This window comes from Citrobacter enshiensis, from assembly GCF_029338175.1.
Taxonomy (GTDB): domain Bacteria; phylum Pseudomonadota; class Gammaproteobacteria; order Enterobacterales; family Enterobacteriaceae; genus Citrobacter_D; species Citrobacter_D enshiensis.
Window position 1 is genome coordinate 3,778,140 of the sequence record NZ_CP119862.1, and the last position, 20,051, is coordinate 3,798,190.

The following is a 20,051-nucleotide window of genomic DNA, read 5'->3' on the forward strand; positions in this document are numbered from 1 at the left end:
TTACATCATCTGGAATAAATTCATCTGAGACATATCCAGATAGGTTTTCTGTACCGCCTGCAGCGCGACCATCGATTCGGAAAGGTCCATTGCCGCTTTTGCGTAATCCAGGTCGCCAAACTGCCCCTGTAACTGTTGGTTGAACATCAGAACATCAGTATGAGAGAGCTGCATGTCATCGACCATGTTCATGCGTCCCCCCAACTCGGCAATCTGCATGTTAATCGCATCCTGAAAATCACCGACGGCGGTCAGCAGATCATTAGATGCCTGGGCAACCTGCTCCGGAGTGGCGTTAGGATCGCGCAGCACCTCCACCGTATCGTCAATGGTGTTGAAGATGTCATCACCGCTGCCGAAAAGGTGATCAAACGGGCTAAAGGCCGCATCAATGCTGGTACCTTCCCCCACCGGCACCGGACGCGTGCCATTGTCGCCCTTGTAGACCCAGGTGGTCTCACCGGTTGCCGGATCGGTCTCTTCAACCAGAGGAGGCGTGTCGGTCACATTGCCGCCAAACATATAGAAACCGGTCGGCGAGGTACCATTGAACTGCATCGCCAGCGCCTCGTTCAGCTCTTCCAGTTCGGCGGCATACGCCTCCAGTTCTTCCGGAGAGGCTGAACCAGAACCAATATTGATCGCGATCTCCATGACCCGATCGCAGATAGAGTTCATCTGGCTCAGGTAACTGTCGGCCGACATGAAAATGGACTCCAGATTATTGAGGTTGTCCATATAGGTGTTGATCTGGTTTTCACTGTGGCGCAGATCCTGAATGGCGCGGGCCGCCAGGGGATCGTCAGAAGGGCGCAGCAAGCGGTTGCCGGTGGCCATCTTCGCCGCCGTCTCATAGTAACTGGCGTTTGATTTGACCATCGCACTGTACATGGTCGTGTTCATCATGTTGGAACTGACACGCATAGGAGTTTCTCACAAGATAGTCTTACGCTTCTCCCACCCTCAGGCCGGAGAGGACGCCATTAGAACATGTTCAGGATGGTAGAAAATAACTCATCGCTGGTGGCAATAACCTGGGCATTGGCGACATAGTTCTGCTGATACGTCATCAGGTTCATCGCCTCCTCATCCATACTGACCCCGCTGACCGATGACCAGGAGTAATACGCCTGCTCCATGGTGCTCAGCGCCATCTCGTAGGCTTCACGCGCACTGGACGCGGCGCTGGCGACATGACTGTAGACCGCGTTATAGCTGTCGTTGAAGGTATAAGAGCCTCCTCCGAGCGAGTCAAACACAAAGGACTGGTTCTGTATGTTAAGCATGTTTTGCAGGTTGCTGTTGTCACCGGCACCGCTGGTCGGCGAAGAGGCAAAGGCCAGATCCGCATTGGTAAATCCCTCGGCCAGGGCGATGGTGCCTGCCGGATCTGCCGGATCATAGGTGAACATCGGTTTGCCCGGATTGCCGTTGAGATCGTAGCCGACCACTTGCCAGCTATTGATGGCATCGGCGAACTCCTGCGCAAACTCGTCGACATAAGCCTGCGCGGGAATCAACTCTTCCTGATAGTACTCGTAGGTTGCGCCCAGCGCGCCGCCGATATCCGGGTTGAGGTAATAGACATCTTCACCAAAACGCAGCTCCAGCTTTCCATCGGAAGGCTGAGTGCCGGAGGTAAAACCGAGGGTCGCAGCCTCCCCCTGACTGACCAGCGGCTGCCCCTGAGGCAACGTGACCTGGATGGTTCCGTCACCACAGTCAACCACGCTGATATCGAGCATTTCGGAGAGCTGCAGCACCGCGACATCGCGCTTATCCTGTAAGGCGCTGACATCCTGTCCCGACGCCATCCCCTCCTGGATCTGCATGTTTAAATCGGCAATCTGTTGGGTGAGCGAGTTCACTTCCTTCACCATCGACTGCATCGACTTGTTGACCTGTTCGAGCTGGTTTTCCAGGTTACCGTTAATGTTGTGCATCTGGTTGCACAGCTCGCGGGACGTATTCAGCACGTCCTCACGCAGGGCCGTGTTACCGGGGTCCGCCATACAGGCGCTGAGCGCGGCGAAATAGCCGTCTAATCCCATCCCCAGATTTCCGCCGTCGGTCGCGAAGGTGTTCTCCAGGGCCAGCATATAGCCCGCATACGCGCCGCTGTAGCCCACTGCAGTACCGGCATCCCAGGCCTGTGCCACCAGATACTGATCGGAGATCCGCTGTACGCCATCGATACTCACTGTACCGTCGGCATTGGAACTCAGCGCCAGGGTATGCCGGCTGTAGCCCGGCGTACTGGCATTGGCGATATTACCGGCGGTGACGTTCAGCCAGGCCTGGGATGCCTGCAAGCCGGACATCCCGATCTGCGTCATGTTGCTCATGATGTTTTACTCTCGCTACCCACTCGGTTGATAAAGGGATGATCCTGACTGGCATCCATGAGAGACACGCTGGCATAGTCATTCAAACCTTCCTCTACCACTCTGCCCGATGCGTCCTCTTCCCCTTTAAGGGCGACATTATTCTCTGCCGACTTAAATGCCGTCGTCAGTTCGCCCTGCTGCTGGGTCTGGCTGAACTGCCTGACGAGCATCTCGGCCAGACCAAACTGCCCCTGGGCGCCCAGTTGCTGCGCGAGTTGTTCATCACCCAGTTCACGATAAAAACGCTGGGTGTCGCTTGAAAACGGCGAATCTTCTGCCGCCAGTGCATCGGTGGCATCGCGCATATGCTTGAGTACCGTCTTGAGAAAATGCGTCTCAAACAAGGAAGCCGCCTGCTCCAGAGCCTCCTGCGGATTCTCCTGCTTGATCTTGTTGAGGGATTGCAGGTCGTAGTAGGCTCTCTCGGATTGCTCGATAGACTTCATGTTATTCACCTTGTTATATGACGATAAGGTCAGCATCTAACGCGCCCGCTTTATCAAGCGCTTGCAATATGGACATCAAATCGCTGGCGGTGGCACCCAGTTCATTCAACGATTTGACAATCTTGTCCAGCGACGTCCCCTCGGGCATCACGGTTATCCGTGATTGTCCTTCGGTCATGTTCACCGTAGAGCGACGCACCCTCTCCGTGGTTCCCCCTGCCAGCGCATTCGGTTGACTGACCCGGGTGTCTTCACTTATCGCCACCGTCAGATTGCCATGCGTGACCGCCGCCTTTTTCACATAGACGGTATCGCTCATCACCACGGTACCGGTCCGACTGTTCAGGACAATGCGGGGGCGCTGGCGCCCTTCTTTAACCTGAATTTCTTCCAGCATCGCCAGGAAACTCACCCTGGCGCTGGGGTCGCTCGGCGCCTTGACCCGCACCGAACCGGCGTTGTAGGCCGAGGCGACCCCACCACCAAACCGGGCGGTGATGGCCCCTTCGATATTGCGCGCCAGATTGAAGCTCGGCGTCTTCAGGTTCAGGCTGACATAAGCATTGCCGGTGGGGCTGGCAGGCACCGCTTTCTCCACCACCGCACCGCCTGGAACCCTGCCGACGGTCGGCACATTCACCGTAACGCTGGAGCCATCGCTGCCTTCTGCAGAGGCGCCCCCGACGACCAGGTTGCCCTGCGCGAAGGCGTAGACTTCACCGTCCACACCGTAGAGGGGGGTCAGCAGCAGCGTGCCTCCCCGCAGGCTCTTGGCATCCCCCACCGAGGAGACGGTGATGTCGATGACCTGGCCGGGCGAGGTCACATTACTGATCTCAGCATGAATCGACACCGCCGCGACGTTTTTGGTTTTGGCCTGATCCTCCTCCTGGATCCCAAACTGGCGCAGCATGTTGCTCATGGATTGCGCCGTGAAGGTCACCTGGTTGCGATCCCCTGAACCGTCGAGGCCGACGACCAGTCCGTAACCCACCAGTTGGTTTTTCCGCTCCCCGCCGATTTCAACCAGATTAAGCAGCGGTGTGGATTTGGTCTGCGCAAACGTGGGCAACAGGGCCAGCCAACATAACAACACTATGCGTATGCTCTGTCTCATGTTCAGAATGGACTCAAAGGACTATAGAAAAACTTGGTCAGCCAACCCGGATTGTTGCTGTCGGACATGGTGCCCTCACCGGAATAGCTAATACGAGCATCCGCCAGACGCTGGGAGGAGACACGGTTCAGGCCATCGATGTCCTCAACGCGCACCAGGCCACTCAGACGGATATACTCGTCGCCCTGATTAAGCTTGAGCCACTTCTCGCCCCGCACATGCAGATTGCCGTTAGGTAATACGCTGGCAACGACCACGGTGATTGCCCCCTGCAACGAGTTCTTCTGGGAACTCTGCGCGCTACCATCGAAGTCGCGATTCGCGTTGACACTCCCCTTGAAATTTTTAGGGGTAAACGAACTGCTGCTCGCATCGGCCCCCACAGAGACATCGCTGTTTTTGCCATAACTGGTGTCGGCCTGCTTGCTGGACGATGTTTTTTCATCCAGGGTGACCGTCAGCATATCGCCGACCCGGTAGGCGCGCCGGTCCTGAAACAGCGTCATCACGTAGCTACGGTTGTACAGGGTGCCCTGGCTCGCATAAGTGACCGGCTGAGGCGTCAGTTGAGGAGGCGCATAATTCTCCTCTTCCACCTGTTTTTTCGAGTCAAGGGAGGGCATCGTGCACCCCTGCATCAACAGCCCCATCATCACCACGACGCACCATTTTGGCCAATTGCTCATGTTATTCCTTACAGCATCCGGTTGAGGGTTTGCAGCATCTCATCGGCGGCGGTCATCACCTTGGCATTCATCTCATAGGCTCGCTGAGTGGCGATCATGTCGACCATTTCCTGGGCCACGTTAACGTTGGCGCCTTCCAGCGTCCCCTGCTTGATGATGCCAAAATAATCTTCGCCCGGAACACCTTCGTTGGGCGCGCCCGACCCCTGAGTCTCAATGAAGAGGTTGCCACCGATAGGCTCCAGGCCGCCTGGGTTGATGAAACTGGCCAGCATAATGTTCCCCAACTCTTCCGGCTCGGCAGAACCCGCAACGACAGCCGACACGGTTCCGTCGGTGCCGATACTGATCCCCGTCGCATTCTCAGGGATCGTTATCTGCGGGATCAGAGGCAAACCAGAGGCATTCACTAACATGCCATCGCTATTGACATGGAACTGACCATCACGCGAGTAAGCCGTGGTGCCGTCCGGCATCTCTATCTGAAAGAAGCCCTTGCCGATGATGGACGCATCGGTTTCCGCCCCTGTGGTGAGGGCCGTCCCCTGCACAAACATCTTCTGGGTGCCGATAACCTGAACACCGGTACCGATCTGCAAGCCGTTCGGACGCTGGTTCTGCGAGTCCATCTGCGCGCCCGCCTGGAACTGCTTCTGATAGAAGAGATCGTTGAAGACCATTCGATCCTTCTTAAAGGCGATGGTGTTCACGTTGGCCAGGTTGTTGGAAATCGCCGTCATTTTGGCGTCCTGGGCCGTCAGACCTGTCTGACTAACAAAAAGGGTACCTTGCATTACTTTCTCACTTAATTAGTTATCAGGCGGGTCTGATGAGACGGGTCGACGCCTGGCTGAGTTCTTCTGCGGTTTTCATCATCTTCACCTGCAGTTCAAACTGCCGACTGGTGGTGAGGATGGCGACCATCTCTTCAACCGGATTGACGTTACTGGCTTCGAGGAAACCGCTCGCGACCGCCACCGTATCATCCGCTGGCAGGGAGGCCGCCGCGGTCCGGGGACGGAAGAACCCTTCCGCATCCTTGACCAGATTCGCCGTCTCCGGCTTCACGCGTTTGAGCGTCGCCACTTCCAGCAACACTTCGCCCCCGGAATCGGGAACCACGCTGACCCGTCCCTGCTCGGTGATGCTGATCGACCGGTAATCGGGGATCTCAATCTGCTGGCCATCCATGTCGAGTACCGGGAATTGCCCCAGCATCAGGATGCCCTGCTCATCGATATGCATGCTGCCAGCCCGGGTGTAACGCTCCTGACCGTTGACCTGCACGGCCAGCAGCCCCTCACCACGAATGCCGACATCCAGTTCATTGCCCGTATGTTCAAGCACCCCTGGCGAAAACTTGCTCCCCACCCCCATCGGGACCGCGATATGGCGAGTGGAAAAGCCATCGCCGCCCACCGCATAGCTGTGGGCCCGCTCATAATCGGCGCGAAACCCGGTGGTATTGACGTTGGCAAGGTTATTGGCGTGCACCTGCTGAGAGAGCATGCTGCGATTCGCCCCGCTCATGGCGGTGTAGATCAGCTTATCCATCAGATGGCCTGCATCAGCACTTGATCAAGCTGGCTCTGCACTGCGATGGCCTTGGTGTTAGCCTGATAGTTACGCTGCACTTCCATCATGTAGACCATTTCACCCGTGACGTTGGTAGAGGAGTTCTGCAACGACTGGGACTCAATGCCGCCATAAACCCCCGTGCCTGGCGTACCGTACAGCGGCTGACCGGAGGTCGAGGTCTGGGTCCAACTGGTATTGTCTGCCACGGCGAGCGCTTCCGGGTTCGGGAACGTGGCCAGCACGATTTGCCCCTGCAGCATCGTTTCGCCGTTGGAGTAGGTCGCATAAATATTGCCGTACTCATCGACCGTCACACCGGTCTGCTCGCCCGACGGATAACCGTTAGAGGAGTTAAGCTGATTACTGAACGGGGCCGCATACTGGGTGGTTTCGCTCAGATCGACATCGATGGTCAGCGTGTTGGCGCCCTCAAGCAGAGGATCGCCAGCAGGAATACTCAGGGTAAAATTGCCGCCGGAAACCAGGTTGCCGTTCGCGTCGAACTGCAGGGTTTGTGGCCCGGCTGGCGTACAAAAGTTATTCGCATCCTGACCATCCACATAGACCTGCACTTCCCAGGTACCGTCCGCCGTCTTGGTATAGTACTGAGAGACGGTGTGCTGGTTGCCCATTGAGTCATAGACCACCGTCGAGTTGGTGCTGTGATAACTGTTAGGATCGGAAGGGTCGAAAGTGGTGGTCGCACGGTCGATCGGCTCTGCACTCTGATCCAGGTTCATCCCCAGATCCACTTCGCTGGTTGACTGGGGAGGCATTGAACCGTTATCCAGCTGCAGATCGTCCAACTGACCGGTCATCACGTTGCCGTTTTCATCAACCGGATAGCCCTGTACCCGGTTGCCGTTGCTGTCGACGATGTAGCCGTCTTCATCCTGATGGAAGTTACCCGCGCGGGTGTAATAGACCTGGCCGTCGCTCCCCTGGGTGATGAAGAATCCATCCCCGGTAATCGCCATATCGAGGTCGCGCCCGGTGAAGGTTGTGGTGCCCAGTGCGGAAAAGTTCTGGGTGGTATAGCCCGACGATACCCCCGCGGCCTGACCGCCCGCGTAAAGCGCCGAGAAAGTGGTGGTGGATTCCATGTAGCCCACGGTTGCGGCGTTGGCGATATCCATGCTGATGGTGTTCAGGCTCTGGCTGGCGGCATTCAGACCGCTTACCGAAATTGCATAACTCATAGTCTTTTACCCTCTGTCGTTTCGTCTCCACCTTGCGTGGGAGGAGCGCTAATCTTCGAAATATCAAACAACGGCACCATGCCGACGCCCTCAACATCCAGCATTAAGCCTTCCTGACCCTTGAGGGTCACGGAGTTCACGACGCCACTGAAATAGGTCGGTGTAGTGCTAATTTCATCGCCGATCACCGTCTCGGCTTCGATACGGTACTCACCTTCGGGCAGGCCCAGAACGTTGCCATCCAGCACAAATGCTTTCTCGCCAGCCGTCTGTGGCCCCAACGTGACGGTGCCCACTTCCGCGTCAAACTCGTCATAAATCCGGATGCTAACGTTGTCGTAATCCTTATCCAGCACCAGTTCCCCTTCCAGCAGGGTATCGGGACCGAGGGTCACGGTGTCATCAGGCGCCGTGACCGTGTTGCCGATCAACTGCTCAGTCGAGACCACCAGGTTGTTTTCTGCCACCGCATAGAGCGCGTTCATCGTCATACGCATGTATTCCATGCTGGTCACCTGGGCGAACATCGCCATCTGGGTCACGAACTCGGTGCTGTCGACGGGGTTAGTGGGGTCCTGATAGGTCAACTGCGCCAGCATCAGGTCGACGAAGACGTTCGCCACCTGAGGCGGTTGGGTCGCCTCCTCCGAGCCAGAACCATCCGTTGGTTGCTCAGGATCTTCCGGGGTGGATTCCGTTACGGCGGCGGTCGGCGGTGTTGTGGCAGCCTGGGCGCCAGGCGCGCTCATGGGGGCAACCATGCCGTTGACCTGCGACAGCATGTTCTGAGCGCCCGGCAAGCGATTACCCGGATACGTATTCACAGGGTTGAAACCCGCCAGATTCATCAGACCCTATCTCCCAGACGCAACAGGCTTTGTTGCATGCTCTTAGCCTGGTTCAGCATCTCCACATTGGCTTCGTAGTTACGCGAGGCGGCAAGCATGTCGGCCATCTCCTCCACCACATTGACGTTGGAGTAGTACACATAGCCCTCGGCGTCTGCCAACGGATTATCCGGTTCGTGGCGCTTCTGTACGGGCTGATCCGTCTGGACTATTCCCTGAACCCCGACGCCGGCGGAGGCGGCGCGCTCGGTGACATTTAGCGTGGGATCGTTGTAAATCGTGCTAAACACGGGCTTCAGGGAGCGATAGGCCCCGGCTTCACTACCGCTGACCGCGTCGGCATTGGCCAGGTTGCTCGAAATGGTATTGAGCCTCAGGCTGTTCGCGTTGATGGCCGTACCCGCAATATCGTAAATTTTTCCGAAGGACATGGCGTGTTTCTGTCTCGTCTTATCTGTTTAATGTTGAATGATTATTTGCCGTCGATGGCCGTCGCGAGTCCGTTAAACTTGCTGTTGAGAAACTCCAGACTGGTCTGGAAATCCATCGCATTCTCGGCAACCCTCGCCTGTTCGATACCCGCTTCGACCGTATTGCCATCACGGCTCACCTGATAAGGCTGGCGATATTTCAGGTTCATTCCGGTCTGAGTCATGCTCATTGCCGGGATAGGGGCGACGATGTCATCCGGGGAGGAACCCTGTCCCTCGGGGACGGCGAGTCGAAACTCGAGATCCCGTGCCGCGTAGTTGGGGGTATCAGCATTGGCTAGATTACTGGCCAGGACCCTGCTACGCTCGACGCGAAAATCGAGCGCCTCGGGATGAATGCCAAGCGCTTTTTCGAAGCTAATTCCCATCCATCCTCCTCCTTACAGTTCAGTAGAGATGAAACGACATACGCACTTAGCAATTATCGGGCCAACATTTAATTTTTGTCGCACTCATCGTCGGGTTGCACAATTTCCCCCACGGCTGACGGGATTTTTTCTCGCCGCTGCGTTATTGCTGATCGGTGGGAAGAGCCTTGCTTCGACGGCATTGCCAGCCCACCCCGCGCCTGTCGATTCGACCGCCCGGAAGACCGCGCCGACGCCCGGTGTCGATCCCAATGCCCTGAAGCAGTTTGTTCGCGATTACTGGCAACAGCGCTTTACCCAGTATGCACAGCGCGTCAACTGGCGTGATTACCACTGGCAAAGCGAGATCAGCATCCCGGAGGCGGTCAGTAAACTTCCTCCCTGTCGTCAGCCATACCGGGTCGAAGACTCCCAGGTGAAGTTCCCCGTTGGCCGACACTCCCTGCGTTTGCGCTGCCCGGACTCCCCTGGCTGGGTCATTACGACCCGCAGTCAAATCTCCGTCCTGATGCCCGTCGTCGTTGCGCGGGTGGCGACTGGTCAAGATCACTATCTGCAGGAAAGCGACCTGGCTGTTACCCAGGTTCTGCTCACGCCCCAGATGGACGATGTGATGACCGACCCGGCCCAGGCCATTGGACGTCGCCCCCAGCGGTCGCTACGGGCAGGTCAGCCTGTGCGTAACCGGATGCTTGAAGCGGCGCTGTTGGTACGTAAAGGCGACAAGGTGAGTCTGACGCTGGCAGAAGGTGAGATGTCTATTTCCATGCAGGGTACTGCCCTGCAGGACGGGCAGAAGGGGGAAACCATCAGCATTAAAAACGAAAAAAGCGGAAAGGTTATTTCCGCTTCGGTCTCTGGTCCTGGTCAGTTGCTGATCGTCAATGAAACACCAAAGGTGAACCCTCAAGAATAAAACGGCATGTTTATTGCTTGTCTCATCGCCCACTCGTTGTCGGGTGGGCTCCCCGCGGGGAGCGCTGTTTTAAAGAGAGCAATAAACGATGTCTGACGCATGCCTGACCCAACATCTCGCCATCATCGCCAGCCGCTGGCCCGTGCTGGCCACAATACTTAGCCAGACGCCGCCACTGTCCTCGGCAAGCATAATGGAAGGGCATTGCGGAACCCTGCTGGTCGACGGCATCCAACTGACCAGTCGCCATGACCGGATAAGCGAAGCGCAGCAGCAGGCGAATAGCCTGCCCGTAAAGCCGCATCTCAACGTCTATGGCACTGGGCTTGGCTGTCTGCCGCGCATCCTGCTGCAACGACCCACGTTGACACAACTCAATGTCTTCATCATGAACCGCGCGCTGTTCCTGCTGACCCTGACGCTGCTGGAAAACGAGGACTGGCTGCAAGATCCGAGAGTCTGCCTGGCATTGGCCGCCGACGAAGATGAGATTCGCCTGCCCTTCTTTGCCTTGCCTGCCGAGCTACGCCTGGCGGAAGACGCGGCAAGCGGAATACGTGACCGCCTGATCAGGGAAATTTCACTTCCCCATACCAATCGTCGTTACGAGCAACATCTCCCTGCGCTGCGACAACGGCTTGCCGACAACCGTCGCCTGCTCAAGCGGGACGGTGATGTGGCCTCGCTCTTCGCCAGCGCCACGGGCCGCCAGGCGTTAGTTATCGGCGCAGGCCCCACGCTGAAGTCGCATCTGCCCCGCTTACAGGCACTGCAATGCCAGCCGGAACGACCGCTGCTGATTGCCGTCGACACCGCCTGCCGCGCCCTGTTTGCGCACGGCATCCAGCCGGACTGGGTGGTCTCCATCGACCACCTGATTGATGAAGAGAAACTTCCGCCCGCTGACTGCGGGCTGGTGTACTTCCCGCTGGTCCCCACCAAAACGTTAATGGCCTGGCGCGGAAAACGGCTGGCAGCCTGGTCCAGCAGCCCACTTTATCAACCGCTGCGTAAAGCGCTGCCAAAGGCGCTGCTCTATTCGGGAGGAAGCGTCATTCATCCCGCCGTCGATCTCGCGGTGCAGATGGGCTGTCGGGACGTTATCCTGCTGGGGGCAGACTTTGCCTTTCCTGGCGGAGAAACCCATACGGGCTGGGCAGTTGGTGCCCTGAACACTACGCTCGAGCAGGCAAAACACTGGGTGCTGAATGGGCATGATCAGCGCATCCGTACCAACATCAGCTTTACCGGCTATCGTATTCAGCTTGAACGCTATATTGCCGCGCACCCCGAGGTTTGCTTCTGGAACGGCAGTCGGGAAGGCGCCAGGATTGCGGATTGCCGTTATCATCCGGAGTTCACCTCATGACGATCGCCTCACAGCTCACGCATCTTGCGCAGCAGTTCCGCCTGGGTCTGTCTCTGGATGCGGCAATAGCGCTTCCGCCCCTGATGAAATCGTTGCTTCCTCTGCTCCCTTCGCTTTCGCCAACGGCGCAGCGCCAGTTACCGCAGATAATGTCAGCGATCCTCGCCTGTCAGGAACGCGAAGACTGGCTGGGTCTTGCCGACTGGCTGGAATATGAATTACTCCACGTGCTGTCTGACCCAGCCCCATGTCATGGCGAATGAGACATTGAATATTTTTCGTAAAAAATGCGATCATGGCTAAAGTCTGGCCGTAAAACGGTCGCTTATCTGTCTTAACCAGAGTGCCAGGTTGGTTCTGTCGGGGCTAACCAGCATATCGTTTCGTCAGCTTGTTCAGAGTGGCTTGATTATGAACATTACATCACCAAACGGGAGCTTTCCCGAAAACTCACTGCAGAATGCCTACGCTAAACAAACGCAGGTAGCGTCGGAAATCGCGGCAAGTGAAAAAAACGTTCCTCAGCAGGTCAACGCGCCGACAAACGTCGCGAAAGATCAAAAGCTCGGAACAAAGGGACCGAATGACGCGCCGTTCACCCTGCCGCCAACAGAGTGTCCTGCCGATGTGCCGGTGAATGCCCCGGTGTCCGCAGCACTGGCCCGGGCGCTTGCCGATGAGCTACGCCAGTTTCCCGATATTGATCATGCCAAAGTGGCTGACGTCATGGAGCAGCTCAACAGCGATAAGTTCGCCGTGAGCAACGATGCCCTCGCCGACGCCATGATGAACTTCTATCAAAGTGGGAGATAAGCCGACGTGAGCAACGCGACCGATCGCCTGCGCCAGTTGATTGTGGATATCAATCAGGATGTCGTCTCCTGGCAGCAGATGGAACTGTTGCTCAAGGAGCAGCACAGCAACCTGATTCGCCGCAATAATCCGGCTATCCATCACAACAATGAACAACAGGTGCAACTGTTGGATACCCTGCGTAGCCGGGCTGAACGGCGTGTGAAACTGCTGCACGCTTTCGGATTACAGGCCAGCACGAGCGATCTGCAACGGCTGGCCAACAAATTGCCTGCGGCGATTTCAGAAAAGTTGGTAGACCAGTGGCAAACCCTGGAAACCAGCGTCGTTCGCTGCAAAAAACTCAATGACCACAATGGCCGACTGCTGGCGAATCAACAGCTGTTGATCCGTAAACTGCTCAACACGCAAGAAGATTTCTACCAACCCGCAACCTGATGACGCCCGTCACTGCGACAGAGGATTTTCGCCTGTTTCTGTCGCCCCCTCCCCTGAAAAGCGTGCTTGCACGCGTTACGAAACAGCACAACCGACTTCCTGATACCGTTTACCCTTTATGAATATTGTTCAAAAATAGCGCCCTACCATAGATATGTTCAGATAAGTTCATTGGCTGGGCATCATGTCTCTCGTATGTACAGCTTCAGTTAAGTTAACTCTGCTTTAATTTCTCGTAAATTTTATTGTGATCCCGTCTCGTCACTCACGTATTTATTCGCTCATTACAGGTATTTATTCGTTCAATGATCTTGCTGCTTGAATCAGATAAAGTGTGCGCAGACGAAATTCTCACTCATCTCAGTGAAGAATATGCTCGTCGCGTAGTCTGGCAGCCAGGTTTGCTGGATATAGCCTCTCTAAGCACCACTATCCCGAGCCTGGTCATTCTGGGCCGGGGTCTGTCTCAGGTGCAGGCCCTTAGCTATATTCGCCAGTTGCATACGTTACCTATCCTGTTGATTAGCCCAATGGATCAAGCCGAATGGGCCAGCACGGCCTTAGGCAACGGCGTCAGTGATTATTTGCTCTATCCCTTTAGTCTCCAGCAACTGAATCAACAGATAACCAGCCTGCTCAATGCAAACTCGCTGCAGACCCGCGGCATGATCATGAGTTCGCCGACCTCCCGCCGTCTGTTGATGATGGCGCATCGGGTTGCTCTGGCCGAAGCGCCTGTGCTCATCAGAGGCGAAACGGGGACGGGCAAGGAGATGTTGGCCCAATTTATCCACACTAACTCCAGCCGGAAAGAAGGCCCCTTTGTGGCCGTCAACTGCGCCGCGATTCCCGAGAACATGCTGGAAGCCATCCTGTTTGGTTACGTTAAAGGGGCGTTCACCGGCGCTTACACCGGACAAGCCGGTAAGTTTGAACTGGCCAACAACGGCACCCTCTTTCTGGATGAGATTGCAGAGATGCCTCCCCCTCTGCAGGCGAAGCTGCTGCGCGTGTTGCAGGAGTGGGAAGTCGAACGACTGGGAAGCAACAAGGTCATTCCACTCAATGTCCGACTCATCACGGCCACCAATCAGAATCTGCGGGAAGCGGTGAGTCAGGGGCGTTTTCGCGAGGACCTTCTCTATCGTCTGGATATTTTGCCGCTCGTCATTCCTCCCCTGCGCCAGCGCCGGGAAGAACTGGACCGATTGATCGCTCACTTCGTGCAAAAACACGGGGATCAGGCGTTTGCTCACGCCATTAAATTAAGCCCGTGCGCGCAGAAAGCCTTATTAGCGCACAACTGGCCCGGCAATATTCGGGAACTGGAGAACCGCGTACAGCGTGCGCTGGTGATGTGCCGCAGCACGGTGCTGCTCGCGGCTGATTTCGATTTACCGTCTGTTCCACCTACGCAGGAAATTATTGTTGCCGCCCCACAAACTCAGGTTGAACTGACCCCTTCGGCCTCCCTACAGGAGAGCCGCAAACACGGTGAGTTCCAACACATTTTAGACACGCTACGCCATTGCCGCGGACACCGGAGTATGACCGCCAAAGCCCTTGGCATTACCCCCAGAGCTCTGCGCTACAAACTCGCCGAGATGCGGCAAAGAGGCATCATCACTGATGATGCGTAACCCGTTTTTTATTATTTGGCCACACTATGAACACGATTAATGACTCACAGCAGGCAATGATGCAGCGGATGACAACGATGCAAACGGCTGCCCAGCAACCGCTGTTTGCCTCCCAACAGCAAAACAACACGCAAAACACCTCCTTCGAGAGTGTCTTTCATGCGGCCCTGAATGGGGTGGACAGCCACCAGCAAAACGCAGCCAACCTGGCGACGCAAATCGAAACGGGTGCCAGCGACGACCTGACTGGCGCGATGATCGCCAGTCAGAAAGCCAGTCTCAGTTTTTCGGCCCTTACCCAGGTCCGCAACAAACTGATGACGGCCTATGACGAAGTCATGAAGATGCCTTTGTAAGGCCGGGGAAGTAGCGAGTAACGAATGAGGCAAAAATTCAAAACGATTTGGGACAATATCAGCAAGCCGCTGCCCGCAATCACCCTATTACGGAATAAAGTACCCCAGCTCATGCTATTGGGCATGTTGACCTGTCTGATAGCAGTACTCGTCGTACTGTTTCTCTGGTCTTCCCAGGGGAATTACCGGCCCCTCTATGGTCAGCAGGAGCGCTTCGACAGTGCTCAAATCATGGCCATCCTCGATCAGGAACACATTGCTTATCGTCTGTTGGATACGACAGGACAGGTGTTGGTTGAAGAAGATAAATTATCGCAGGCGCGAATGTTGCTGGCGGCAAAAGGCGTACAGGCCAAACTGCCGGTAGGACTGGAATCGCTGGAGAAAGAGTCAACCCTGGGCACCAGTCAGTTCGTTGAAAATGCCCGTTACCGTCGTGGGTTAGAGGGAGAGCTGGCGCGCACCATCATGAGCATGCAGGGGATTGATTTTGCCAGGGTCCATCTGGCTATCCCGGACAAAATGATCTTCCTGCGTGGCAATGAGGAGAAACCGTCGGCCTCCGTGATGCTTGAGCTTTCCGCTGCAAACTCCCGGATGGAGCCAGGGCAAGTGCTGGCTATCGTGAACCTGGTCAAAGGCAGCGTCTCCAATCTCACCACCGAAAACATCTCTGTCGTCGATCAGTATGGTCATCTGCTGACACAGGATCTCAACGATGAACTTTCCGGAACCCGGTTGACCAGCCATCAACTCGACTATCAGAAGCAAGTTGAGCGCAGTTATGAACGTCGCGTCAGCGAGATGCTGCAACCCGTGCTCGGTGCCAACAATTACAAGGTGCAGGTCACGGCACACCTGATCTTCGACAACGTGGAAGAGACCCGGGAATCCCTCGACAAGAGTCCTGTCGTACGCGAAGAACGTCTGCAAAAAGACGCCTCGCAGGGAGGCCAGTTGAGCGGGATCCCCGGCGCCCTGAGCAACCGTCCGCCGGTCACAGACCCACAGCAACAGGGCAATCAGGCACAAACGCCACCCGCCACGGCTGAGCGTCTGATTAATGAGAAAGATGAGCAGCAGCGTCGCTATGATGTGGGACGCACCATCACCCACACCAAATACCAGCAGGGGCGTCTGAATAATCTCAGTGTCTCCGTGGTACTGAATCAGACCGTGTCACCGGAAAAAGGCTGGAGCGCTGAGCAACTGACCAATATCCGGCAGATGGCGCTGGATGCGGTGGGCTTCGATCAGACGCGTGGCGACCAGCTCAGCCTGAATGTGTTTCCTTTCTCGGAAGATGGCATCAATCCTGCACTGGATAGCCAATGGTGGCAGGAGCCGGTTTTGCTGATCTACGCCCGTTATCTGGTCGCCACCATTCTCGGTCTGTGTCTCATATTCTTTGTGATCCGCAAGTTGATGCAGCACCTGATCCAACGCTCCCCGGCGAATGGCAGCGATAACGCAGAGAACGCCTCTGCCACACAAGTGACGTCCGACAAGAGAGAAAGCGAAGAGAGCGAATATTTCAGAAAACACAACCGCAATCTGGCGTTTGATAAAGTTCGCCTGAATGAACTTCCAGACACGAATTCGCCTTTGCGGGATAAATTGGCCCACTTGCAGTTGCTGGCGGACCACGACCCCAAACGCGTCGCCGAAGTATTAGAACAGTGGATGAATAGCAGGTGATTACCCGCCATGAATGAAGAGTACGAGCAACAACCGCTCAAAAGTGCCGAACAGGCAGGTCTACTGCTGTTAACACTGAGCGAGCACCAGGCTGGCAACATTCTGCGCAGCCTGAGTCGGGAACATGTACAGGATATCGTCCGGGCCATGGCAGAAGTCGGCCATGTCAAGAATCAGCACCTGGACATGGCTTTGCAGAGGATGTTCATCGACTATCGCGAACTTAGCGGCATCTCTCGTGCCTCCCGTGGCTTTCTTGAGAGAACGCTCGATGTCGCCCTTGGGCCAGAACTGGCCAAAGGGGTGATCAACGACGTTTACGGAGAACAGATTCGGGAGACCATGCATCAGTTGCAGTGGATCTCCCCCAGCCTGATCGCCGCCAATCTGCAGCATGAAATGCTGCCGTTGCAGGCAACCTTCCTCGCGTTGCTGCCGCAGGACGTCTCTGCCGAGGTGATGAAGCACCTGCCGCAAGCGCAGCACGACAGACTGATTCTGAACATGGCGAATTTGCGGGAAATTAACCAAAACATGGTGGCGGAGCTGGAGAAAATCATTCAGCAGTGCCTGACCATGGTCCAGCAAGGCGTTCAAACGTCGGTGAGCGGTGTCGAACAAGCGGCGGGCCTGATTTCCCGTTACCCAGGTAACAGCGCCAAATTGCTTGAGACCGTGCGCGAACATGACCAGGGACTGGCTGAAGAAATTGAGAACAGCATGTATCGCTTCTCCATTCTTGAGCGCCAGCCTGAGGCCACTATCGTCAGACTCTGCCAGGAAGTGGAGCCAGAGGTGTGGGCCAGAGCCTTCAAAGGGGCGTCGCCGTCCCTGCGTCAGGCCATACTGCGCTGCCTGCCGAAACGCCAGGCCAATGCAATTCAGGAACAGATGCAGGTCATGGGCGGCCTCCCCGCCAGCGTGGTCAGAGGTGCGGAAGCGGAGATCATGGCTAAAGTGCGTGAGCTCATCGCAGACAATGAAAATGCAGAAGGCGGCGAGCCTTTCGAGTTTCGCCTCTTTGAAGAGAAGGTGTTGGAGTAACCCATGTCACAGCCTGGCAAAAAAGACGGACCCCCACGCAGTGTCCATCGCTACCATTTTCCACCGCTATCCCAGCAGGAGCCCCTGCCGGAGGAGCAACCTTATGCCTCCCCACAACAGATCGCGGCCAAATATCAGGCCCTGATGGAAGAGGGTCGCGATGCCGGTTTTGCGCAAGGGCTGCGCCAGGGGCTGGAGCAAGGCCATCCTCTGGGCCAGGAGCGTGGATTTCAGGTGGGCATGCAGGAAGGGCGAGAAGCCGGGAGCCAGCAAGCTTACGAAGAGAGCAAACCTAAACTGGATGACGCGTTTCATCAGGTCGGCCAGCTCTATGATTCCCTTGAGGCCACACTGCAAGAGACGCTGACCGGGCAAAGGGAAACCCTCTGTCGCCTGATTTCACAGATCTGCCGACAGGTACTGCGCGCCGAACTCGCGCTCAATCCGACGCAGATCCTTGGGCTTATCGAAGAGACCCTGGCGATGTTACCGAAGCCGCAGGGCGCGATTTCCATCCGCCTGGATCCAGGCACCCACACGCTGCTCAAGGCATGTGCGCCGGACGCACTGAAACACTGGGATCTGCAATCCGATCCCCTGCTTTCCGCCGGTAGCTTCCATATTCAGACGGGGCTTGCTGAAGCGGAAAGCCAACTGGATGCACGCATCGATCTGTGTGTCGATCAGTTGCGTCGTCAGTTGGTCGATACCCCAGAGCTGAACGCGTTAGAGGCGCCCGCCATCACCGCGAAAAGCCCGACGATATCCTCCACAATCACGCCGCATAACTTGCCCTGGCGCCAGGAAGAGACCTTCTCTTCCCTTTCGCTGCCCGCAGACAAGTTCAGCGACGAAGACTTAAAAGCTTAACCCCATGCGCGCCCTGAAAACGTTGCTTAATCAACTTGAAAAGGACGAGTATCGGGTGCCTCCCGCCCGGATTTACGGGCGGCTGGTGCGCGTCACGGGCCTGCTGCTGGAGGTGACAGGGTGCCCCCTTTCTATTGGGCAACGCGCACTCGTTGAAACCAGCAATAGCACCTGGATCGAGAGCGAAGTGGTGGGTTTTAATCAGGATCGCACCTTTCTGATGCCCGTCGAGCAAGTTACCGGCCTGTTCCCTGGCGCCCGCGTCTCACCACTGCAAGAAGACAGCGAACTGGTGGTCGGGCCCGCGCTGCTCGGCCGCATCCTGGATGGTCTGGGTCGCCCTCTGGACGGTCTCGGCCCTCTGACGGGAGAACGCATTTCTTTGCATCAACCGCCGCTGAATCCGCTCGCACGCCAGCCCATCACCACCCCTCTGGATGTCGGCGTGAAGGCCATCAACGGCATATTGCCGCTGGGTCGCGGCCAACGAATCGGACTGTTTGCGGGCAGCGGCGTGGGCAAGAGCGTGCTGCTCAGCATGATGACCCGTTATACCGATGCTGACGTGGTGGTGGTCGGTCTGATCGGGGAGCGCGGACGCGAAGTTGCCGAATTCCTGCAACATACGCTCGGGGAAGCGGGACGCCGTAAGGCGGTTGTCGTGGTCGCCCCTGCCGACGTTTCTCCCTTGCTCAGACTCAGAGCCTCCCAGGTCTGTCACCGGATTGCCGAAAGCTTTCGCGATCAGGGCAAGCACGTGCTGCTGCTGATGGACTCCCTGACCCGTTATGCCATCGCCCAGCGCGAAATCGCCCTGTCGTTGGGTGAACCGCCAGCCACCAAAGGATATCCCCCTTCTGTCTTCACCCAGTTGCCGCAACTGGTGGAACGGGCAGGCAATGGCTATCACCCGGAAGGTAGCCTCAGCGCCATCTACACCGTGTTGGTCGAAGGGGATGACCACAACGATCCGATCGCGGACGCCGCGCGGGCGATCCTCGACGGTCACATTGTCCTGCGCCGTGATATCGCCGAACAGGGGATTTATCCGGCCATTGATGTCGCCGCATCGGCCAGTCGCGTCATTCCGTTAATCTGCGCCACCGCCCAGGTTCAGCAAATCCAACGGTTTCGCCGCTATTACAGCCTGTATCAACAGGTGCGCGAACTGATCCCGCTGGGCGGCTATCAGGCCGGTCACGACGAGGAAATGGACAAAGCCGTGACCCTGTTCCCGCAGATGCTGGAGTATTTACAGCAGCCTGCCCAAGAGGGGGTAAACCTGCAACAGACCCAGACGTTGCTACAGGCGCTAATGGAGGAAGATAAACGATGAAATCCTTGAATACATTGCACCGCCTGCAAAGCCACAAGCTGGACAATGAGAGCAAAGCGCTGACGACGCTGGAGACGCGCAACGTCGAACTCCAGCGTTCCCTCGACGTCCTCGGGCAGTATCGCCGCGAGATGTCGCGACTGCCCACCTACGGCTCGGCCTTTGCCCTGCATAACCGCAACATCATGCACCGCCAGTTGGGCGACCTCATTGATAAGCAGCACGAAGAAAAAGTCGCGCTCAAGCTCTCCATCGCGCAACAGAAGAAAGTCGTGCTGGATGCCTTCGTCGCCAGAAAAAGCAGCGAGATAATCCTCGAACGACAGCGGGTCCGGCAGTCCTTTGAAACGCAAAGGCAAGAACAAAAGATCCTGGATGAGCTGGCGCTCAACCAGGTGCGGCTCGCAGCGCGGGATAAGCGCTAAGCCGTAAACCCATCACAACCCTTTTT

Annotated in this window: 23 protein-coding genes; 12 read left to right on the forward strand and 11 right to left on the reverse strand. The window is 56.6% G+C overall.

Annotation, left to right across the window (positions count from 1 at the left end; translation table 11 throughout):
- Genes flgL through flgB form a run of 11 tightly spaced genes read right to left on the reverse strand, consistent with a single transcriptional unit; the run spans nt 1 to nt 9,120 of the window.
- On the reverse strand, nt 1–924 hold the full coding sequence (gene flgL, locus P2W74_RS18025) for a flagellar hook-associated protein FlgL (RefSeq protein ID WP_276292695.1): 924 nt from the start codon (nt 922–924) through the stop codon (nt 1–3).
- Between the two features lie 59 nt (nt 925–983).
- Nucleotides 984–2,345, reverse strand: coding sequence for a flagellar hook-associated protein FlgK (gene flgK / locus P2W74_RS18030; RefSeq protein WP_276292696.1), 1,362 nt, complete (start codon nt 2,343–2,345; stop codon nt 984–986).
- Nucleotides 2,342–2,833 (reverse strand): rod-binding protein, encoded by a 492-nt coding sequence (locus P2W74_RS18035; RefSeq protein WP_276292697.1) that lies wholly within the window; start codon nt 2,831–2,833, stop codon nt 2,342–2,344. Before P2W74_RS18035 ends, flgK begins: the two co-directional genes overlap by 4 nt.
- Before the next feature lie 13 nt (nt 2,834–2,846).
- Nucleotides 2,847–3,950: a flagellar basal body P-ring protein FlgI gene (locus P2W74_RS18040; RefSeq protein ID WP_412767197.1), complete on the reverse strand. Its 1,104-nt coding sequence runs from the start codon at nt 3,948–3,950 to the stop codon at nt 2,847–2,849.
- 2 nt (nt 3,951–3,952) lie between these two features.
- Entirely contained in the window at nt 3,953–4,636 is a 684-nt protein-coding gene (flgH, locus tag P2W74_RS18045; RefSeq protein WP_276292699.1) for a flagellar basal body L-ring protein FlgH, read from the reverse strand.
- An 8-nt stretch (nt 4,637–4,644) separates the two neighbouring features.
- Complete coding sequence (flgG, locus tag P2W74_RS18050; protein WP_276292700.1) at nt 4,645–5,430, reverse strand: flagellar basal-body rod protein FlgG; 786 nt, start codon at nt 5,428–5,430, stop codon at nt 4,645–4,647.
- Between the two features lie 22 nt (nt 5,431–5,452).
- A complete protein-coding gene (locus P2W74_RS18055; protein ID WP_276292701.1) occupies nt 5,453–6,190 on the reverse strand; it encodes a flagellar basal body rod protein FlgF in 738 nt (245 codons plus the stop codon).
- Nucleotides 6,190–7,413 carry a flagellar hook protein FlgE gene (gene flgE, locus P2W74_RS18060; protein ID WP_276292702.1) on the reverse strand — a complete coding sequence of 408 codons (1,224 nt, stop codon included), beginning with the start codon at nt 7,411–7,413 and terminating at the stop codon, nt 6,190–6,192. Before flgE ends, P2W74_RS18055 begins: the two co-directional genes overlap by 1 nt.
- Nucleotides 7,410–8,237: a flagellar hook assembly protein FlgD gene (locus P2W74_RS18065; protein ID WP_276292703.1), complete on the reverse strand. Its 828-nt coding sequence runs from the start codon at nt 8,235–8,237 to the stop codon at nt 7,410–7,412. Before P2W74_RS18065 ends, flgE begins: the two co-directional genes overlap by 4 nt.
- 23 nt (nt 8,238–8,260) lie before the next feature.
- Nucleotides 8,261–8,692, reverse strand: coding sequence for a flagellar basal body rod protein FlgC (gene flgC / locus P2W74_RS18070; protein ID WP_276292704.1), 432 nt, complete (start codon nt 8,690–8,692; stop codon nt 8,261–8,263).
- Between the two features lie 41 nt (nt 8,693–8,733).
- On the reverse strand, nt 8,734–9,120 hold the full coding sequence (flgB, locus tag P2W74_RS18075; RefSeq protein ID WP_203358778.1) for a flagellar basal body rod protein FlgB: 387 nt from the start codon (nt 9,118–9,120) through the stop codon (nt 8,734–8,736).
- A gap of 28 nt (nt 9,121–9,148) precedes the next feature.
- Here flgB and flgA point away from each other — a divergent pair, with 28 nt between their 5' ends.
- The 12 genes from flgA (at nt 9,149) to P2W74_RS18135 (ending at nt 20,025) form a co-directional block, all read left to right on the forward strand.
- Nucleotides 9,149–10,036, forward strand: coding sequence for a flagellar basal body P-ring formation chaperone FlgA (gene flgA, locus P2W74_RS18080; protein WP_276292705.1), 888 nt, complete (start codon nt 9,149–9,151; stop codon nt 10,034–10,036).
- 88 nt (nt 10,037–10,124) lie between these two features.
- Nucleotides 10,125–11,405 carry a motility associated factor glycosyltransferase family protein gene (locus P2W74_RS18085; RefSeq protein ID WP_276292706.1) on the forward strand — a complete coding sequence of 427 codons (1,281 nt, stop codon included), beginning with the start codon at nt 10,125–10,127 and terminating at the stop codon, nt 11,403–11,405.
- Nucleotides 11,402–11,668, forward strand: a complete 267-nt coding sequence (locus tag P2W74_RS18090; protein WP_276292707.1) for a hypothetical protein — start codon at nt 11,402–11,404, stop codon at nt 11,666–11,668. Before P2W74_RS18085 ends, P2W74_RS18090 begins: the two co-directional genes overlap by 4 nt.
- A 148-nt stretch (nt 11,669–11,816) precedes the next feature.
- Complete coding sequence (locus P2W74_RS18095; RefSeq protein ID WP_276292708.1) at nt 11,817–12,218, forward strand: flagellar biosynthesis anti-sigma factor FlgM; 402 nt, start codon at nt 11,817–11,819, stop codon at nt 12,216–12,218.
- A 6-nt stretch (nt 12,219–12,224) separates the two neighbouring features.
- Complete coding sequence (locus P2W74_RS18100) at nt 12,225–12,656, forward strand: flagellar protein FlgN (RefSeq protein WP_276292709.1); 432 nt, start codon at nt 12,225–12,227, stop codon at nt 12,654–12,656.
- Nucleotides 12,657–12,961: 305 nt separating this feature from the next.
- Entirely contained in the window at nt 12,962–14,296 is a 1,335-nt protein-coding gene (locus P2W74_RS18105) for a sigma-54-dependent transcriptional regulator (RefSeq protein WP_276292710.1), read from the forward strand.
- Nucleotides 14,297–14,322: 26 nt separating this feature from the next.
- The gene (fliE, locus tag P2W74_RS18110; RefSeq protein ID WP_276292711.1) at nt 14,323–14,652 is read left to right on the forward strand and encodes a flagellar hook-basal body complex protein FliE; all 330 of its coding nucleotides are present in this window, start codon (nt 14,323–14,325) and stop codon (nt 14,650–14,652) included.
- A 24-nt stretch (nt 14,653–14,676) separates the two neighbouring features.
- Complete coding sequence (fliF, locus tag P2W74_RS18115) at nt 14,677–16,350, forward strand: flagellar basal-body MS-ring/collar protein FliF (RefSeq protein ID WP_276292712.1); 1,674 nt, start codon at nt 14,677–14,679, stop codon at nt 16,348–16,350.
- Between the two features lie 9 nt (nt 16,351–16,359).
- Complete coding sequence (locus P2W74_RS18120) at nt 16,360–17,394, forward strand: FliG C-terminal domain-containing protein (RefSeq protein WP_276292713.1); 1,035 nt, start codon at nt 16,360–16,362, stop codon at nt 17,392–17,394.
- A gap of 3 nt (nt 17,395–17,397) precedes the next feature.
- A complete protein-coding gene (locus P2W74_RS18125; protein ID WP_276292714.1) occupies nt 17,398–18,264 on the forward strand; it encodes a FliH/SctL family protein in 867 nt (288 codons plus the stop codon).
- A 4-nt stretch (nt 18,265–18,268) separates the two neighbouring features.
- Nucleotides 18,269–19,600 carry a FliI/YscN family ATPase gene (locus P2W74_RS18130; RefSeq protein WP_276292715.1) on the forward strand — a complete coding sequence of 444 codons (1,332 nt, stop codon included), beginning with the start codon at nt 18,269–18,271 and terminating at the stop codon, nt 19,598–19,600.
- Nucleotides 19,597–20,025 (forward strand): flagellar FliJ family protein, encoded by a 429-nt coding sequence (locus P2W74_RS18135; protein WP_276292716.1) that lies wholly within the window; start codon nt 19,597–19,599, stop codon nt 20,023–20,025. Before P2W74_RS18130 ends, P2W74_RS18135 begins: the two co-directional genes overlap by 4 nt.
- The last annotated feature ends 26 nt before the right edge of the window (nt 20,026–20,051 follow it).